Below are 15,677 nucleotides of genomic sequence, written 5' to 3'. Positions count from 1 at the left end.
CCGGTCGCCGGCGACCGGGGTGTGCCCGCCGCCGACGTGGGCGATGAAGACCGGCCCGCCGGCGCCCGGCACCGGGGCGAGGACGCGCCCCGCCTGCTCGACCAGCCAGGGATAGCGCCCGCGCAGGCCGTCCGCCCGCGCGCGGGTGAGCACCGGCAGCCCGAGCAGGTCGGCCACCTCGAACATCCGGTCGCCCGGGTTGTCGAGCACCTCGACCAGCCCGTCGTCGGCCCACCGGCGGACCACCATCCGCTCGTTGGAGGTGAGGTCCGCGTCGGAGAGCAGCGCGCGGTGGACGACCGCGTAGACGGGGACGCTGTCCTCCTCCAGCTCCCGGGCGAGGGCGTCGATCACCATGCCGAGGCGAAGCAGGCTGGCCGGCCGGCCGCCGTCGATGTCCTGGTAGCGGATCACCTCGGCCAGGTCGAGGACGGCCCGGGCCAGCGATGGGTCGGTGCAGACCCGCCCCTCGATGGCGTCCAGCACCTTGCTGATCTCGAATCTCATCGGACGCTCCCCACGATCTCGTCGATCCGCCTGGCCAGTTCCAGGTCGCGCCGGGTGACCCCGCCCGCCGAGTGCGTGACGCAGCGGAAGGTCAGGGTGCGCCAGCGGATGTCGATGTCGGGGTGGTGGTCCAGTTCCTCCGCCGTCGCGGCGACCCGGTCGACGACCGCGACGGCCTCCGGGAAGCTGGCCAGTTCAACGGTGCGGGTGATCCCGGCGGGGTCCCCCGACCAGCCCGCCAGCCCGCCCAGCTCGTCTCGCACCGCCTCGGCGGTGAGCACGTCTGCCATGGGGAGACCCTACCGGGGCCGCTCGGAACGACGCCGACCAGCGGCGGGAGGTGTGTCACATCCGGCAGCCGGCCCGGTGGCGCATGGACAGGCCCCACTGGACCGCGGACGTTAGGCTGACCGACGGCCCGGCCGGGCCGCGACTCTCGTCGCCCCGGCCCACCCTGCGTGAGGAGATTTTCCCCATGAACACTCGACGGCTGGCGACCACGGGGGTCGCGATCGTCGCCGCGCTCAGCCTCGGCCTGACCGGGTGCGGCACGAAGACGGACGCGGACACCCCGGCCGGCAACGGCGGCACCAACGCGGCACCGGCCACCAGCTCGGCCCCGGCGGACGCCCGCGCCGAGCTGAGCGCCGCCGCGCTGAAGCTCAACCAGCAGAGCGTCCGGATGAAGCTCAAGTCGTCCGTCATCGACGGTGACGGCGTGATGGACCCGGCCACCAAGACCGGCGACATGACGATGAAGATGGGCCCGCAGGGCACCTTCCGGGTCCTCATGCTCGGCGACGACGCCTACCTGAAGATCACCGGTGTGGCGGGGATGCCGAAGAAGTGGATGCACATGGACGCCACCAAGCTCGGCAAGAGCGGCAACCTCAACCTGATGCCCGAGGGCGACCCGGGCGGCGCGAAGCAGATGATCGACAGCGTGGTGGACGTGAAGAAGACCGGCGAGGGCGCGTTCGCCGGCACGCTCGACTACACGCGCACCAAGAGCGAGGACAAGGCCATCCAGGCCCTCGGCGAGAAGGCCAAGTCCGTGCCGTTCACCGCCAAGGTGGACGACCAGGGCCGGCTCGTCGAGTTCGCCATCGACACCAGCGTGCTGCACGAGTCGCTGGGCATGATGACCACGACGTACTCGGACTTCGGCGCCCCGGTCTCGGTGAAGAAGCCGGCCGCGAGCGAGACGCAGGAGGCCCCGGAGGAGCTCATCAAGGCCATGGGCTCCTGACCTGACGTACGCGAGATGGGGGCGGCGCCGTCGGCGCCGCCCCCATCCACGTCTCGGCTCAGCCGCGCAGCGGCCGGCCCACCTCGTGCAGGTGCGCCAGCGCCTGACGGTACGACTCGACCAGCCCCGTCTGCGCGTACGGGATGCCGCGCTCCGCGCAGTACGCGGCCACGATCGGCTGTGCCCGGCGCAGGTTCGCCCGGGGCATGTTCGGGAACAGGTGGTGCTCGATCTGGTAGTTGAGCCCGCCGAGGGCGAAGTCGACGACCCGGCCGCCCCGGACGTTGCGCGAGGTCAACACCTGCTTGCGCAGGAAGTCGAGGTCGTCGTCGGCGGTCGGCATCGGCATCCCCTTGTGGTTCGGGGCGAACGAGCAGCCCATGTAGAGGCCCCACAGTCCCTGGTGGACGGCCACGAAGAGCAGCGCCTTCATCGGCGACATCACCAGCAGCAGCGCGCCGAGGTAGCCCACCGCGTGCAGGCCCAGCAGCAGCGCCTCGACCCTGCGGTGCCGCATCGGGGTGCTGAACCGGCCGTCCGGCTCCCGCCCCACCACCGCCCGTACGCTCGCCACGTGCAGGGCTAGCCCCTCCAGCAGCAGCATCGGGAAGAACAGCCACGCCTGCCGGCGGGCCAGCCAGCGGCCGAAGCCGCGCGTCCCGGCCGCCTGCTCGTACGTCCAGACCAGCGCGCCCGCCCCGACGTCCGGGTCCTCGTCCTCGTGGTTGGGGTTGGCGTGGTGCCGGTTGTGCTTGTCGACCCACCAGCCGTAGCTCAGCCCCACCGCCAGGTTGCCGGCGAGCAGGCCCACCGCCTCGCTCGGCCCGCGCCGGCGGAACATCTGGCGGTGCCCGGCGTCGTGCCCGAGGAACGCGACCTGCGTGGTGGCGACGGCCAGGAAGGCGGCGACCAGGAGCTGCGCCCAGGAGTCGCCCACCAGCCCGACGACCGCCCAGGCCGCCGCGAAGACGCCGAGGGTGAGCACGATCCGCGTCACGTACCGCCCCGGCCGCCGCTCCAGCAGGCCCGCCCCGCTGATCCGTCGGGACAACTGTGCGTAGTCACTGCCCCGCCGTACCGGCGGTTCCGCCACCGCTGCGAGCACCATCGCGGCTCCCGTTCCTCGACCCCCGGGCCGCGCCGGCCGGCGCGCCCCTCCCGTCCAGTCTGCGGATTCCGGTTGCTCTGAGTAACCCTGTCAACCCCCGGACCGGGGGTAGGGCAGGCCCTACCCCGTCCCCTCGGTGCCGGTCGACGGTCCCGCCGGGCGGGGCTCGGCCGGTCAGCCCATCCGGCCGACGGCGGCCCGGAGCCGGGCCAGGTCGCGCCGCCGTCGCTCGTACGTGGCGGCGAGGCCGATCAGCGCGAACCCGCCGACGGCGAGGAAGATCCACCGGGGCAGCAGGTCCCAGCCGCGGGCCAGCTCGTGCAGCGCGAGCAGGGCCAGGGTGACCCCGCCGAGCAGCACCGGCGCCTGCCAGCGGCGCGTCGCCCCGGCGAGCACCGCGCCGAGCGCGACCGTGCCCAGCAGCAGCCGCCGCCAGGGCTGCGGGTCCGGCGCCACCAGCACCGACACCAGGCTCGGCAGCAGGGCGGCCGCGAGCCCCGGGCCGAGCGCCAGCCAACTGTTCAGCCCGGGCCGGGTGCGCAGCGCCGCCACGCCGGCCACGAGGGCCAGCGCCGCCGCCGGCACCGTGTACGCCTCCAGCAGCGCCACCTTCCCGGCGGCCAGCAGCAGCCAGCCGCCGAGCAGCTCGCTGCCGCCGGCGATGCCCGCGAAGGCCCAGCGCCGGCCCGCCGACTCGCCCCGGCGCAGCACCCGCAGCGCGACGGCGGCGCCCCACAGCACGCAGACCGCCGCGGCGTACCGGAGCGTGCCGACCGCGAGCAGCAGCGCGACCAGCGCCACCGCCTGGGCGGCCGCCTCCAGGACCACCGCCGTGCCCGCCCTCCGCCGAGCCGGGCCGGCGACGGCGGCGGCAGCGGCGCGAGGGCCGGCGGCGACGGCGGCGCGAGGGCCGGCGCCGACGCCGGCAGCGGCGCGAGGGCCGGCGACGGCGGCGGTCCGGGGGCCGCCGAGCAGGGCGGCGGCGGCCAGCGTCAGCACCGCCACCGCGAGCACGCTGAACGCGGCCGTCCGCAGCGGCAGCCCGCCGGCCAGCGGGGCGGTGACCGCCAGGCCGGTCGCGGCGGCCACCGCGACCAGGCAACCGGCGAGCCGGGCCTCGTCCCGGCGCGCGGCCGCGCCGACCACGGTCGCCGCCACCACCAACACGCCCAGGCCCGCGAGCGTGCCCGCCCGGGTGGCCAGCAGCCCCAGCAGCCCGGCACCGGTCAGCGCCAGCCCCACCGGCACGGCGACCGGGACGAGCAGCGCCCGGGGCGCGGCCAGGGCGGCGACCAGCACCACGGCCACCCCGACGAGCAGCGTGGCGGCCGGCGTCACCGGCCACGGCGCGCCGGCGGCCACGAGCAGCACCGGCAGCGCGGTCGCGGCGAACGGCAGCGCGGCCAGCACAGCCCGCCACTGCCCGGCGCGCGCCGGCGCCGCGCCGCCCGACGCACCGGGGCCGGCGGCAGGCGGCCCGCCCGCGTCGGAGCGGTCGACCCCCGACGTGCCCGGGTGCGGGCGCGGCACACCCGGCTCCCCGGCGCCGGACGGGGCGGCTTCGCCGGGGCGGGCGACCAGGATCGCGGCCACCGCCAGCACGGCCAGCGCCACGCCGGCGGGGAACGCCTCCGGCGCGGGTGCGACGGCGGGCGCCCCGGACCAGGGCGACACCCCGCCGTACGGGGCGAGGAGCGCCGTGAGCGCGACCGGCGCGGCGGCGACGACGGAGATCACCAGCAGCCCGACGCCGACCACCCGCAGGACGATGCCCGGGCGCGCCGCCCCGCCGAGCGCCGCCAGCAGGACCGCCACGGCGGCGTAGAGGGTCACCGGCTCGTCGGCCGGCACGACCAGCGGCGCCAATCCGACCAGCGTGACCGCGACGGCGAGCGCGACGCTGCCGTACGCCCGCAGGTCGGGCCAGTACCGACGGACCGCGAGCAGCCCGGCCGGCAGCAGCCCGACGGCGGCGAGCGCCGCCCGCGCCTGCCACCAGGCAGGCGCCCCGGCGGCGATCATGGCGACGGCCGCGCCGGCCGGCGCCGCGAGCGGTGCGACGGCCAGGCAGACCCCGGCGACCCCCCGCTGGACGGCCGTGCCGCGCCGCCCGGCGGAGGCCGCGGCGAGCCCGGCCGCGAGGACCACCGCGAGTGCCGCCGCCGCGCCGCCGGGGTCCGCGAGCCCCACCAGCAGCCCGTGTCCGAGCAGGAAGGCCCCGGACACCGCCGCGGTCGCCACCGTCCAGGACCGGACGGCCGTCCGGCCCACCGAGACGGCCAGCAGACCGGCCCCCGCCGCCAGGTCAAGGGCCACCACCGCGGGCCACGGCGACGGCCAGGCGGCGGGCACCGCGAGCACGGTGGCCGCCACGGCGAACGCGGCGAGCGCCGGCCGGGCGGCGCGGGGCAGCAGCAGCCCCAGGGCCGCGAGCGTCGACGCGACCACCAGGGGCAACTGCCATCCCCGCGCGACGTCCGGCCCGGCGGCGGCGCCCTGCCACGGGGGCAGCGACCGGCCGGCCGCGGCGCCGGCGAGCAGGACGGCCGCCAGCACGGCGAGCTGGGCCGTCCCCCCGGCCACCAGCAGCGCGCCGAACCGGGGGCCGGTCCGCCACCCGGCGGGCAGCAGCCGCACCGCCCCGGCCAGCGCCACCACGACGAGCGCCGCGAGCAGCGGCGCCGGCGACGGCCACAGCTCCGCGATCGGGCGGACGACCGCGCCGGCCAGCACCGGCACCAGCGACCCGGCGGCGACGGCGCGGAACACCCGCCCGCCGGTGAGCAGCGCCGCGCCGAGCAGCGTCAGCGCCGCCAGCAGCAGCGGCGCCCCGGCAAGCAGCGGGGTGCCGGCGGCCCGGCCGACGGCCAACGGCACAAGCGCGCCGCTCGCGGCCAACGTCAGCGCGGCGGCGTACCCGATCCAGGCGACGACGCGCCCCGCGAGGACCACGGGGCGCTCCCCCGTTCCGCCCGCCGGCCCGGGAGCCCCGACCCTCGGCTCCGTCGCCCCGGCCCCCGGCACGGGCGCCGCCGGACCGGGTGCCGCCGTCGGGCCGGACGCCCCCGCCGGCACGGAGGCCCCCGGCAGGGGCGCCGCCGGCCCGGGTGACCCCGCCGGCTCCACCGGGGCCCCGGCCGTCGCGATCCCCGGCACCCCTCCGGCCGGGGTCGCGACACCGGCCGCCGGCCGGCTCCGGCGGCGCAGCGCGACCAGCACCGCCAGGTTCAGCAGCGCCACCCCGACCAGGACCACCGACCAGCCGGCGGCGTCCGGCCGGGCGCCGGCCGCGAGCAGGGGCAGCACCGGCTGCGCGACCACCAGCGCCGCGAACCACGGCACGGTCAGCCCGCTGAGCCGGGCGTACCCGGCGGCCACCGCCACGCCGATCCCCCCGACCAGCGCGGCGTAGCGGGTGGCGGGCCAGCCGGTCACCCCGAACAGGTCCACGGACCAGGCGGCGTACCCGTCGAGGAGCACCAGCAGCAGCCCCACCGCGGCGAACGTCTCCGCGGTGCCGCGCAGCCGCCTCCGGACCGCCACCAGCGGCGCGGCCAGGGCGAGCGCGGTGAACGCGGCGAGGATCAGTGCCCGCCCGGCGACCCCGACCGCCGCCCACGCGACCGCCGTGAAGACCACCGCCGCGGTGCCCAGCAGCAGCCCGCCGAGGACGAACAGCAGGCTCTGCACCGTCCGGGTCGAGGTCTCCGCCCCGCCGACGACCGCGCCGACCGGCGCGACCGGCCCCCGCCCCGGCCACGCCGCCCCCGCCGGGGCCGGCGCCGGGTGGGCAGCCACCGGTCGGGCCGGAACCGGACGCCAGGCCGGCGCCGGGCGCGCGGCGGGTGTCGGATGCGCGGCGGGGCCGGGGAACTGCGCCCGGATCGCGGCGGCCAGCTCCGCCCGGCGCCGCCGGCTCACCGCCAGCCGGTCCACCAGCCCCTGGTACGCCGCGCGGGCCCGCTCCGCCTCACCGGCGAGCACGACGATCTCCCCGTCGAGCCGGATCACCTCGGCGGCGGGCGGGTACGGCGGTCGCCCGCAACCGGAGCACCCGGCGGCGAGATCCGCCGGCGCGCCGCAGGCGGGACAGGGGTAGCCGACGTTCTGCACCCGGTCATTCTCGGCCGGCGGCAGTCACCGCCCCAGAGTGCGCGTACTCAGGGACGGGTGTGCTCGTGCACCCAGGCGGCGTACGCGGGGTCGCCGCTGTCCACCCGGCTCACGAGGATCTCCGGCACCTCGTACGGATGGCTGGCCCGGATCTGCTCCACCAGCGCGGCGGCCCGGTCCGGCGCGGTCTTGAACTGCACCGACCACTCGGTGCTGGTCTCCACCCCCGAACGCCACCAGTAGGTGCTGTCCACCTGGCCGCCCACCTGCGCGCAGGCCGCCAGCCGACCGGCGACGGCCGCGGCCGCCAGCACGTCGGCGACCGACCGCGCGTCCACCACCGTCGTCACCACGCAGATCTGGTCCACGAGCGCACCCTACGCGGCGCCGTCCCGATTGGCCGCGATCCAGTCGTCGATCCGCGCCCACCAGTCGAAAAGCCAGTCGATCCGCTCCTGCCGGCCGGCCGGCACCTCCTCCGGGGGCACCGACCAGAACCGCATCACGATCCGCTTGTCCATCGGCAGTTCCCGCCACACGTCGGCGACGGTCAGCATCCGGTCCAGCCCGGTGTGCGCCACGAAGATCACCCCGGCGTCCGGGGCGGCGTCCAGGGCGGCGAGCAGCCCGCCGGGCTGCGGGGCGAGCACGTGCCGCATCCGCTCGGCGCGTAGCGCCATCCGCTCCAGGCCCAGCGCGCGCAGCCGGGCGATGGCCCGCAGCCGGCGGTCGGGGGTGAAGTTGCCGCCCTCGGGGAAGATCACGAACGCGTCGTCGTCGTCCAGCCCCTCGGCCAGGTGCCCGATCTGCTCGGTCACCGAGCCCCGCCGGTCGTGGCCGGGGGCGAGGAAGCGGGTGGGCAGCCGGTTGAGCAGCACGTCGATCGCCGGGTCCCACTGGAGGCTGTCCTTGAGCACGATCCGCGGCTCCCGGTTGAACCAGTTCACCAGGGCGTGGATCAGGATGAACGAGTCGCCGGGGCCGGCGTGCCGGCAGACCACCAGCTCGGGCCGGCCGGGCAGCGCCGTGTCCGGGTCGGTGCCCACCACGTCGATGCTCAGGTGCAGCGTCCAGCGGGCCTGCCAGAAGAGCACCCGCAGGAACCGGCCGGCGAGCAGGTAGTGCGCCCGCTGGAAGGCCGGCGACCCGACCCGCCAGCCGAAGCCGGAGGCGACCCAGAGCCCGAAGAGCGCCAGCAGCGCCACCGCGTCCCAGACCAGGTAGACGCAGCCGATCCAGAGCAGTCGCAGCGGCCGCAGCCGGCCCGGGACCAGCGGCGAGGCCGCCGCCGCGAGGAACGCCCAGACCGGCAGGGTGGTCACCACGAGGAAGGCGAGCAGCACCGCGCCGGGGGCCAGGACCAGCCGGCGTACCCACCACGGCGGCAGGGGCATCAGCGCTCCAACTGGGTCGCCAGGTAGTGCCGCGAGGCCGTGTACGCCCGGCTGATCCGCCGCCCCACCGCCGCCATGTCCCGGTAGGCCCAGGGGGTGTCGTCGCGCGGGTTCAGCCCGCCGGTGGGCAGCACGTGCACCTCGACCCCGGCGGGCAGGGCGGCCATCTCGCGGGCGAACCGGTGCCGCCGGGCGATCTCGAACGCGACCTGCGCGATCTCCCACGGCCGGCGGGGCGGGCTCAGCTCCCGTTCGATCCGGCCCACCTGGAGTACGAAGATCCGCCCGGCGCCCGCCGCGACCGCCTCGCCGATCGGGATCGAGTTGACGATCCCGCCGTCGACGAAGTGCTCGTCGCCGATCCGGGCCGGCGGCAGCAGCCCCGGCACCGAGGCGGAGGCGAGCACGGCCGGCACCAGCGGTCCGCTGTCGAACCAGTGCTCGGCGGCGCGTTCGATGTTGGCCGCGCAGCAGCGGAACGGCACCTGGAGGTCGGCGAAGGTGGTCTCCGCGCCCAGCTCGGCCTCCAGCAGCTTGCGCAGCGGGCGGGGCGAGTGCAGGTGGGTCCGGGCGGCGAACCGGCGCAGCTGCCGCGCCACCGAGTCGCCGTAGACCTCGCTCGCCTCGGGCGAGGCCCAGAGCCGGACCAGCCGGTCGGTGACCGACTCGGCGGGTTCGGCGGCGACCAGCGCGCCGTTTACCGCCCCGATCGACGTGCCGAGCACCATGTCGGGCCGGATCCCGGCCCGGAACAGGGCACGCAGCATCCCCACCTCGACCGCGCCGAGGACTCCCCCGCCCCCGAGCACGAACGCCACCGGTCCCCGCGCCATGCGCCCCATCCTGGCACGCGCCCGCACCGTCGCCTCCGACAGGCGCGGGCAACGTGCCCCCGTCCGGAGCAGGGGGCCCGCCGCGACGGGCGTTGACAGGCCGGACACATTGACGCAACCTGATAGCGCTCCCACAGCGAGGCAGGTGCGATCCCCGTGAAGCCAGCACTGCACTCCGGCCGCCTGCTGTCCCGCCGGTACCGGCTCCTCGACCAGATCGGGGCCGGTGGCATGTCGGTGATCTGGCGGGCCCGGGACGAGGTGCTGGACCGGGTCGTGGCGCTGAAGGTGCTGGCCCCGTCGCTCGCCGCCGACGCCCGCTTCCGCGACATGGTGCGCGAGGAGGCCCGCGCCGCCGCCCAGCTCGTCCACCCGCACGTCACCTCCGTGCACGACTACGGCGAGACCGTGGCGCCCGACGGGTCGATCACCTCGTTCGTGGTGATGGAGCTGCTGACCGGCGAGGAACTGGAGTTCCGGCTGACCGAGGGGCCGCTGCCGTGGGCCGACGCGGTCGAGGTGGCCGCCCAGGTGGCCGACGCGCTCGCCGCCGCGCACCGGCTCGGCATCGTGCACCGGGACATCACCCCGGCCAACGTGATGATGACCCGGGCCGGCGTCAAGGTGCTCGACTTCGGCATCGCCACCCGGATCGGCACGCCCGACGACGACGAGGACGGCGGCACCTTCGGCACGCCCGCGTACGTGGCGCCGGAACGGCTCGACGGGGCGCCCGCGCAGCCGGCCACGGACGTCTACTCCCTCGGCGTGCTGCTCTACGAGGCGCTGACCGGCCGGGTGCCGTACCCGGCGGACACCTGGGAGCAGCTCAGCGAGGCGCTGGCCGGCGACGGCCCGCCCCCGCTGGCCGGCCTGCCGGGTCTGCCGCCCGAGGTGGCCCGCGTCTGCCTGCGCTGCCTGGCCCGGGACCCGCTGGAGCGGCCCACCGCCCGGCAGGTCGCCACGATCCTGCGCGACCAGCTGCTCCCGGCCGACCCGCAGGCCGCCACCATGCTCGCGCCGACGATGACCCTCCCGGCCGTCGCGCCCCCGCAGCCGACCCCGCCGGCCGGCACGGCGGTCCCGCCCCCGCCCGCCGGCGCGGAACGACCCGCCGGCGCGGAACAGGCCGCCGGCGCGGAACAGGCCGCCGGCGCGGAACAGACCGCCGGCGCGGAACAGACCGCCGGCACGGGACGACCGACCGGCGCGAACCAGGCCGCCGGCGCGGGACGACCCACCGAAGCGGGACAGGCCGCCGGCACGGGACAGGCCGCCGGCACGGGACAGGCCGCCGGCACGGGCGGGCCGGCGGAGCCGCGCGCTGCCCGGCACGCCCGGGGACGCCCCCGGCGCCGGCTGCCGCGGCCCGCGCTGGTCGTGCCGGTCGTGCTGGTCGTCGGGGTGGCGCTGGCCGTGCCGGCGTTCCGTCCGGAGGAGGCCCAGCCGCCCCGGTCGCTGCCCACCACCGGCCCGGCCGCGCCGACCGCCTCCGCCACGTCGCCGGCCGCCGCACCGCCACCGTCGGCGTCCCCGACGACCGCCCCGCCGGTCACGACCGGGCCGGCCCCGACGACGGCCCCGGCGCCCGGGGACCTGGTCGAGGCCGCGAACCGGCTCGACGGCCTGATCGGCGCCGGCCTCGACGACGGCGGCATCCGCCCGGACGTCGGCCAGGACTTCCGCAACGAGCTGCGCAACCTGACCGACGCGGCCCGCGCCGGCGCGGGCGACCTGGGCGAGCGGGTCGCCCGGCTCCGGGACAAGGTCGCGGTCCGCCGCGGCGAGGGCGCCATCACCGAGTCGTACGCCCGCCGCCTCGACCGCGCGATCACCGCGCTCGCCGCCACCCATGCCTGACCGGGTCGTGACCGGTCGCGCGGGGTCAGCGCCACCGCGCGGGTCAGCGCGCCCCCGCGCGGGTCAGCGCGCCCCTGCGCGGGTCAGCGCGCCGCCGCGCGGGTCAGCTCCCGGGCCTCGCCGGAGCGGGTCCCGGCGGCGGTGAAGCGGCGGTACACCCGCTCGTAGCCGACGGCGATCTGCTCCGTGGTGAAGTTCCGTGCCACGTGCGCGACGCAGGCCGCCGGGTCGAGGTCGGGCGCGGCGCGCAGCGCGCCGGGCAGGTCGTCCAGGCGGTCGCAGATCAGGCCCGTCACCCCGGGCCGGACGAGTTCCGGCACGGCCCCCCGGTTCAGCGCCACCACCGGCGTGCCGGTCGCCATGGCCTCCACGATCACCATGCCGAACGGCTCCTCCCACTGGATCGGCATGATCAGGCACCGGGCCTCGACCAGCAGCCGCAGCGCCTCGGCCCGGTCGGCGTCGAGCACGACGCGGACGTCGTCGCCGAGCATCGGCCGGACCACCTGGTCGTAGTAGCGACGCTCGGCGGGCTCGTTGCACTTGCCGGCGAGCACGAGCGGCAGGCCGGCCGCCCGGCACGCGCGGATCGCGGCGTCCGGGCCCTTGTCGGGGCTGAACCGGGCCAGCCAGAGCACCGGCCCGCGGCTGGGCGCGGTCTTGTGCGGGATGCCCCGGACGTCCATCGCGTTGTGCACGGTGCCGACCCAGGGCAGCCCCGGGTTGAGCCGGCGCTGGGCGTGGGAGATGGCCACCAGTCCGACGCCCCGGTCGGTGTCGCTGAGCACGTCGCCGTACTCGCCGACGGGGTTGCCGTGCACGGTCGCCACGGTGGGCACGGCCCGGCGGCCGGCGACCAGCGGGCCGATCGTGGTGTGGTCGTGGACGACGTCGAAGTCGGTCGCGTCGACGAGGTGGTTGACCCGGGCCAGGTGGGCCAGTTCGGGCAGTGACTCGCCGAGGCGTTCGTACTGGAGGTCGGGCGCGGTGGAGACGAAGGCGCCGGCGGTACCGTGCTCCCGGCCCGCGCCGAAGACGGTCACCGCGTGGCCCCGGTCGACCAGGGCGTCCACCAGCCCGGTCACCACCTGTTCCAGCCCGCCGTAGCCGGGCGGCGGCACCGACAGCCACGGCGGGACCACCATCGCGATCCGCAGGGGCCGTTGCGCCACGCGGTCGGTCGGCGGGTGGTTCCTGGCCACGAGTCCTCCCCGTCGGTCACTGGTGTGGTGGGCGGCCCGGACGGGCGCGCGACCGGTTCCCGCGCTCGGCGGGGTCGGCGGACGTCTTCCCGACGGGCGCACCGCTAAACCGGACAAGCCGGGCGCTCACCCGCCCACGAGGAGCTGGTCCCGCACCGCCCGCACGCCCTCGGTCGACCAGGCCATTCGCTCCGCCTCGTCCCGCTCCCACCAGGACCGGACCACCCCGCCGAGGACGACCGTGTCGCCGTCCAGCTCGACGGTCACCCGTTCCGTGCCGATGCCCCGCAGCAGCGCCCGCCGCAGGTCGTCCCGGATCCGCCCGGGGTCGGCGCCGGCGGCGGGCCGCACCTCGACCAGGTTCGTCACCCCGCGTACGCCGCGCAGCCGGCGCAGCTCCCGTTCGGCGGTACGCCGCTGCCAGCCGAACTCCACCTCGCCGCGCAGCATCACCCAGCCGTTGGCCACGGTGACGTCCAGCCGCTCGGCGGGGACGAAGCTGTCCCACTCCAGGGCCCGGCTCGCCGCGATCGCGATCTCGGCGTCCGTACGCCCCGCCTCGCCCGGCAGGCGCACCTCGATGTCGTCGGCGACCGCCCGCACCCCGCGTACCCGCTGCGCGCAGCGTTGCGCCGCCCACCTGCGGGGGTAGCCGTCCACCCAGCCGGTCAGGGTGACCACGCCGTCGGCCACGGTCACCCCGATGTCGTTCGGCTGCACCTGGGCGTCCCAGGCCAGTTCGTCGAGCACGTCCCGCTGGATCCGCTCGTCGGTCCGGGCGGCCGCTGCCGTGGTCATCGCACCCCTCCGTACGCCTCGCCGGGTCTGCCACCGACCCTGCCGCCGGGACGGGTGACGGCGGCTCACCCGCACCGGGTGAACCGCCGTCGAGGAGGGAGCGGCGGGCGACGGAGCCAACCCCCTTGGCCCCGCCACCCGCCGCCGGAGGGAGGAGGAAAGTCTCGGTACGGGTTACGACGTCTCGGCGAGCGTCACGGTTGCCCTGGATTCGGCGCCGTTGCGCTTGTAGGTCACCTCGACCCGGTCGCCGACCTTGCCGGCCTGCACCGCGCCGACCAGGTCGTCGGAGTCGTTGACGACCTTGTCGCCGAACCGGGTGATCACGTCTCCGCGCTGGAGCCCGGCCTTCTCGGCGGCGCTGCCGGCGGTGACGGCGGCGACCAGGGCCCCGCCGCCCTCGGCCGCCGTCACGCTGACGCCGAGGGACGGGTGGCTCACCTTCTCGCCGCGCTGGAGCTTGCCGGCGACGTCCTTGGCCTTGTTGCTGGGGATCGCGAACCCGACGCCGATGTTGCCGGTGTTGCCCTGCCCGGCGGTGGCGATCGCCGTGTTGATGCCGATCACCTCGCCGCGGGTGTTGACCAGGGCGCCGCCGGAGTTGCCCGGGTTGATCGGCGCGTCGGTCTGGAGCAGCCCGGCGATGGAGCTGGCGCCCTGGCCCTGCTCCTGCTGCTGCCGGCCGCTGCCGGCCTGGATGGTGCGGTCCCGGGCGCTGAGGATGCCGGCGGTGACCGAACCCTGCAGGCCCAGCGGGCTGCCGAGGGCGAGGACCTGGTCGCCGACCTGCATCGCGTCGCTGTCGCCGAACGTGGCCGGCTTCAGGTCGTCGACGCCGGTGGCCCGCACCACCGCGAGGTCGGTCTTCGGGTCGGTGCCGACGATCCGCGCCTCGGCGGTCTTGCCGTCGGCGAAGACCACCCGCACGCTGTCCCGGCCGGCGGAGGCGACCACGTGGTTGTTGGTGAGCACGAAACCGTCGGCGGTGAGGATCACGCCGGAGCCCTCGCCGCTGTCGGTGGCGATGGAGACCACGCTGGGCTGGACCGCGGCGGCGATCCGGGGCAGGTCGGCGCCGTTGATCACGGGTGCCGCCGAGTAGGTGCGGGTGGTCCCGGAGTCGCCGTCGACGGCGAGCGCGAAGACGCCGCCGGCCACGCCCGAGCCGAGCATCAGGGCGAAGACCGCGACGCCGGCGCCGGCGAACTTGGCGATCCGGCCCGGCCGGGGCGCGGCCGCCGGCGCGGGTGCCCAGGGCTTGCCCGGCTGGTAGGGGTGGCCCGGATGCTGGGCGTAGCCCGACTGGCCCCCACTCCAGCCGGACTGCTGCGGGCCTTGGAACGGCGCGGCGGGGTACGAGGCGGCCGGCGGGTAGCCGGGCTGGCCCTGGGGGTGGCCGGCGGGCCGGTGCTCGCCCGGGTAGGACGGGGTGGCCGCCGGGGCAGCCGGGCCCGCCGGGGCAGCCGGGCCCGCCGGGGCAGCCGGAGCAGCCGGGCCCGCCGGGGCGGACCAGGCGGCCGGGGCGGCGGAGGCCGTGTCGGCGGGGGCCGGCGCCGGGGCGCGGCCGGCCGCATCGGTGGCGGTCGGCATCTCGGCGGTCGCGCCGGGCTCGGGGGTGCGGGGCGTCTCGGCGGACGCCGGCGCGGAAGGGCCGGAGGGCACGGTCTCCATGGCCACGGTGTCGGCGGTCGACGGGGAGTCGGACTGCGCGCGCTCGGCGCGGGGCAGCTCGGCGGTGGGGTGCGACGGCTCGGCGTCGGTGGCGGCCGGCCGGCGCTGCGGGTCGGACTCGAACTCGGTCATGGACCCAGCTTCGCTCGTGCCACTGCGACCAGCCTGGAACGGACCTGAATGTTGGCTGAAAGTCACTCGCCGTCGCCCTCGGTGTCGGGCGCGAGCGGCAGCCGGACCCGGAAGGTCGACCCCCCGCCCGGGGTGTCGGTCACCTCGACCGTGCCGTGGTGGGCCCGCACCAGTGCCGCGACGATGGCCAGGCCGAGCCCGGTGCCGGTGTTGCCGCCGGCCCGCCGGGTACGCGCCGCGTCGACGCGGTAGAAGCGCTCGAAGACCCGTTCCGCCTGGTCGGGGGTCAGCCCGGGGCCGGTGTCCGCCACCTCCGCCACGGCGAGGTTGCCCGCCTCGGCCCGCAGCCGCAGGGTCACCGAGGCCTCCGGCGGGGTGTGCGTGAGGGCGTTGGTCATCAGGTTGCCGATCACCTGGCGGAGCCGGGCGTCGTCGCCGTAGACCACCAGCGGGCCGGACCCGGGCTCGATCTCCAGTTCCACCCTGCGCTCCGGCGCCATCACCCGGGCGGCCTCGACCGCGTCGCTGGCCAGCACGGGCAGCTCCACCGGGGCGAGGGAGAGCGGCCGTTCCCGGTCCAGCCGTGCCAGCAGCAGCAGGTCCTCCACCAGCAGGCCCATCCGGGCCGCCTCCTGCTCGATCCGGCGCAGCAGGTCCGCGGTCTGTTCCGGGGCGCTCGCCGCGCCCTGCCGGTACAGCTCGGCGAAGCCCCGGATGGTGGTCAGCGGGGTCCGCAGCTCGTGCGAGGCGTCCGCGACGAACTGCCGCATCCGCTCCTCGGCGCCGCTCGCGGCCAACGTCAGCGCGGCG

General features: G+C 77.1%; 12 protein-coding genes and 1 pseudogene. 2 read left to right on the top strand and 11 right to left on the bottom strand.

Going from position 1 to position 15,677, the window contains the following annotated elements; genetic code table 11:
- Together ACWENR_RS24385 and ACWENR_RS24380 are read right to left on the bottom strand one after the other, a co-directional pair.
- Positions 1-507, bottom strand: a pseudogene (locus ACWENR_RS24385) (FHA domain-containing protein); the annotation flags it as partial.
- Entirely contained in the window at positions 504-797 is a 294-nt protein-coding gene (locus ACWENR_RS24380) for a 4a-hydroxytetrahydrobiopterin dehydratase (protein ID WP_452279285.1), read from the bottom strand. The pseudogene ACWENR_RS24385 and the gene ACWENR_RS24380, both read right to left, overlap by 4 nt.
- Positions 798-982: 185 nt before the next feature.
- On the opposite strand from ACWENR_RS24380, the gene ACWENR_RS24375 reads away from it, so the two are divergent.
- Complete coding sequence (locus tag ACWENR_RS24375) at positions 983-1,756, top strand: hypothetical protein (protein WP_452279284.1); 774 nt, start codon at positions 983-985, stop codon at positions 1,754-1,756.
- Positions 1,757-1,814: 58 nt separating this feature from the next.
- Here the strand turns inward: ACWENR_RS24375 and ACWENR_RS24370 are convergent, their stop codons facing one another.
- From ACWENR_RS24370 to ACWENR_RS24350, 5 genes are all read right to left on the bottom strand, one after another.
- Positions 1,815-2,864 carry a fatty acid desaturase family protein gene (locus ACWENR_RS24370; RefSeq protein WP_452279283.1) on the bottom strand — a complete coding sequence of 350 codons (1,050 nt, stop codon included), beginning with the start codon at positions 2,862-2,864 and terminating at the stop codon, positions 1,815-1,817.
- A gap of 174 nt (positions 2,865-3,038) precedes the next feature.
- Positions 3,039-6,977 carry an SCO7613 C-terminal domain-containing membrane protein gene (locus ACWENR_RS24365; protein ID WP_452279282.1) on the bottom strand — a complete coding sequence of 1,313 codons (3,939 nt, stop codon included), beginning with the start codon at positions 6,975-6,977 and terminating at the stop codon, positions 3,039-3,041.
- Positions 6,978-7,024: 47 nt separating this feature from the next.
- Positions 7,025-7,345 carry a divalent-cation tolerance protein CutA gene (gene cutA, locus ACWENR_RS24360; RefSeq protein WP_091103345.1) on the bottom strand — a complete coding sequence of 107 codons (321 nt, stop codon included), beginning with the start codon at positions 7,343-7,345 and terminating at the stop codon, positions 7,025-7,027.
- 9 nt (positions 7,346-7,354) lie between these two features.
- Complete coding sequence (locus ACWENR_RS24355; protein ID WP_452279281.1) at positions 7,355-8,371, bottom strand: 1-acyl-sn-glycerol-3-phosphate acyltransferase; 1,017 nt, start codon at positions 8,369-8,371, stop codon at positions 7,355-7,357.
- A complete protein-coding gene (locus ACWENR_RS24350; RefSeq protein WP_452279280.1) occupies positions 8,371-9,204 on the bottom strand; it encodes a patatin-like phospholipase family protein in 834 nt (277 codons plus the stop codon). Before ACWENR_RS24350 ends, ACWENR_RS24355 begins: the two co-directional genes overlap by 1 nt.
- Before the next feature lie 156 nt (positions 9,205-9,360).
- On the opposite strand from ACWENR_RS24350, the gene ACWENR_RS24345 reads away from it, so the two are divergent.
- Entirely contained in the window at positions 9,361-11,064 is a 1,704-nt protein-coding gene (locus tag ACWENR_RS24345; RefSeq protein ID WP_452279279.1) for a serine/threonine-protein kinase, read from the top strand.
- An 83-nt stretch (positions 11,065-11,147) separates the two neighbouring features.
- Here the strand turns inward: ACWENR_RS24345 and ACWENR_RS24340 are convergent, their stop codons facing one another.
- The 4 genes from ACWENR_RS24340 to ACWENR_RS24325 all read right to left on the bottom strand — a co-directional run.
- A complete protein-coding gene (locus ACWENR_RS24340; protein WP_452279286.1) occupies positions 11,148-12,209 on the bottom strand; it encodes a glycosyltransferase family 4 protein in 1,062 nt (353 codons plus the stop codon).
- Positions 12,210-12,392: 183 nt separating this feature from the next.
- Positions 12,393-13,064 carry a BON domain-containing protein gene (locus ACWENR_RS24335; RefSeq protein WP_452279278.1) on the bottom strand — a complete coding sequence of 224 codons (672 nt, stop codon included), beginning with the start codon at positions 13,062-13,064 and terminating at the stop codon, positions 12,393-12,395.
- 174 nt (positions 13,065-13,238) lie between these two features.
- Complete coding sequence (locus ACWENR_RS24330) at positions 13,239-14,867, bottom strand: S1C family serine protease (RefSeq protein ID WP_452279277.1); 1,629 nt, start codon at positions 14,865-14,867, stop codon at positions 13,239-13,241.
- Between the two features lie 62 nt (positions 14,868-14,929).
- Positions 14,930-15,677, bottom strand: a 748-nt coding sequence (locus ACWENR_RS24325) for a sensor histidine kinase (RefSeq protein WP_452279276.1), incomplete at its 5' end; no start/stop codon positions are given.

The organism is Micromonospora sp. NPDC004336 (assembly GCF_053602615.1).
Note: the sequence above shows the minus strand (reverse complement) of the source record. Positions and strands in the feature narration are given on the sequence as shown.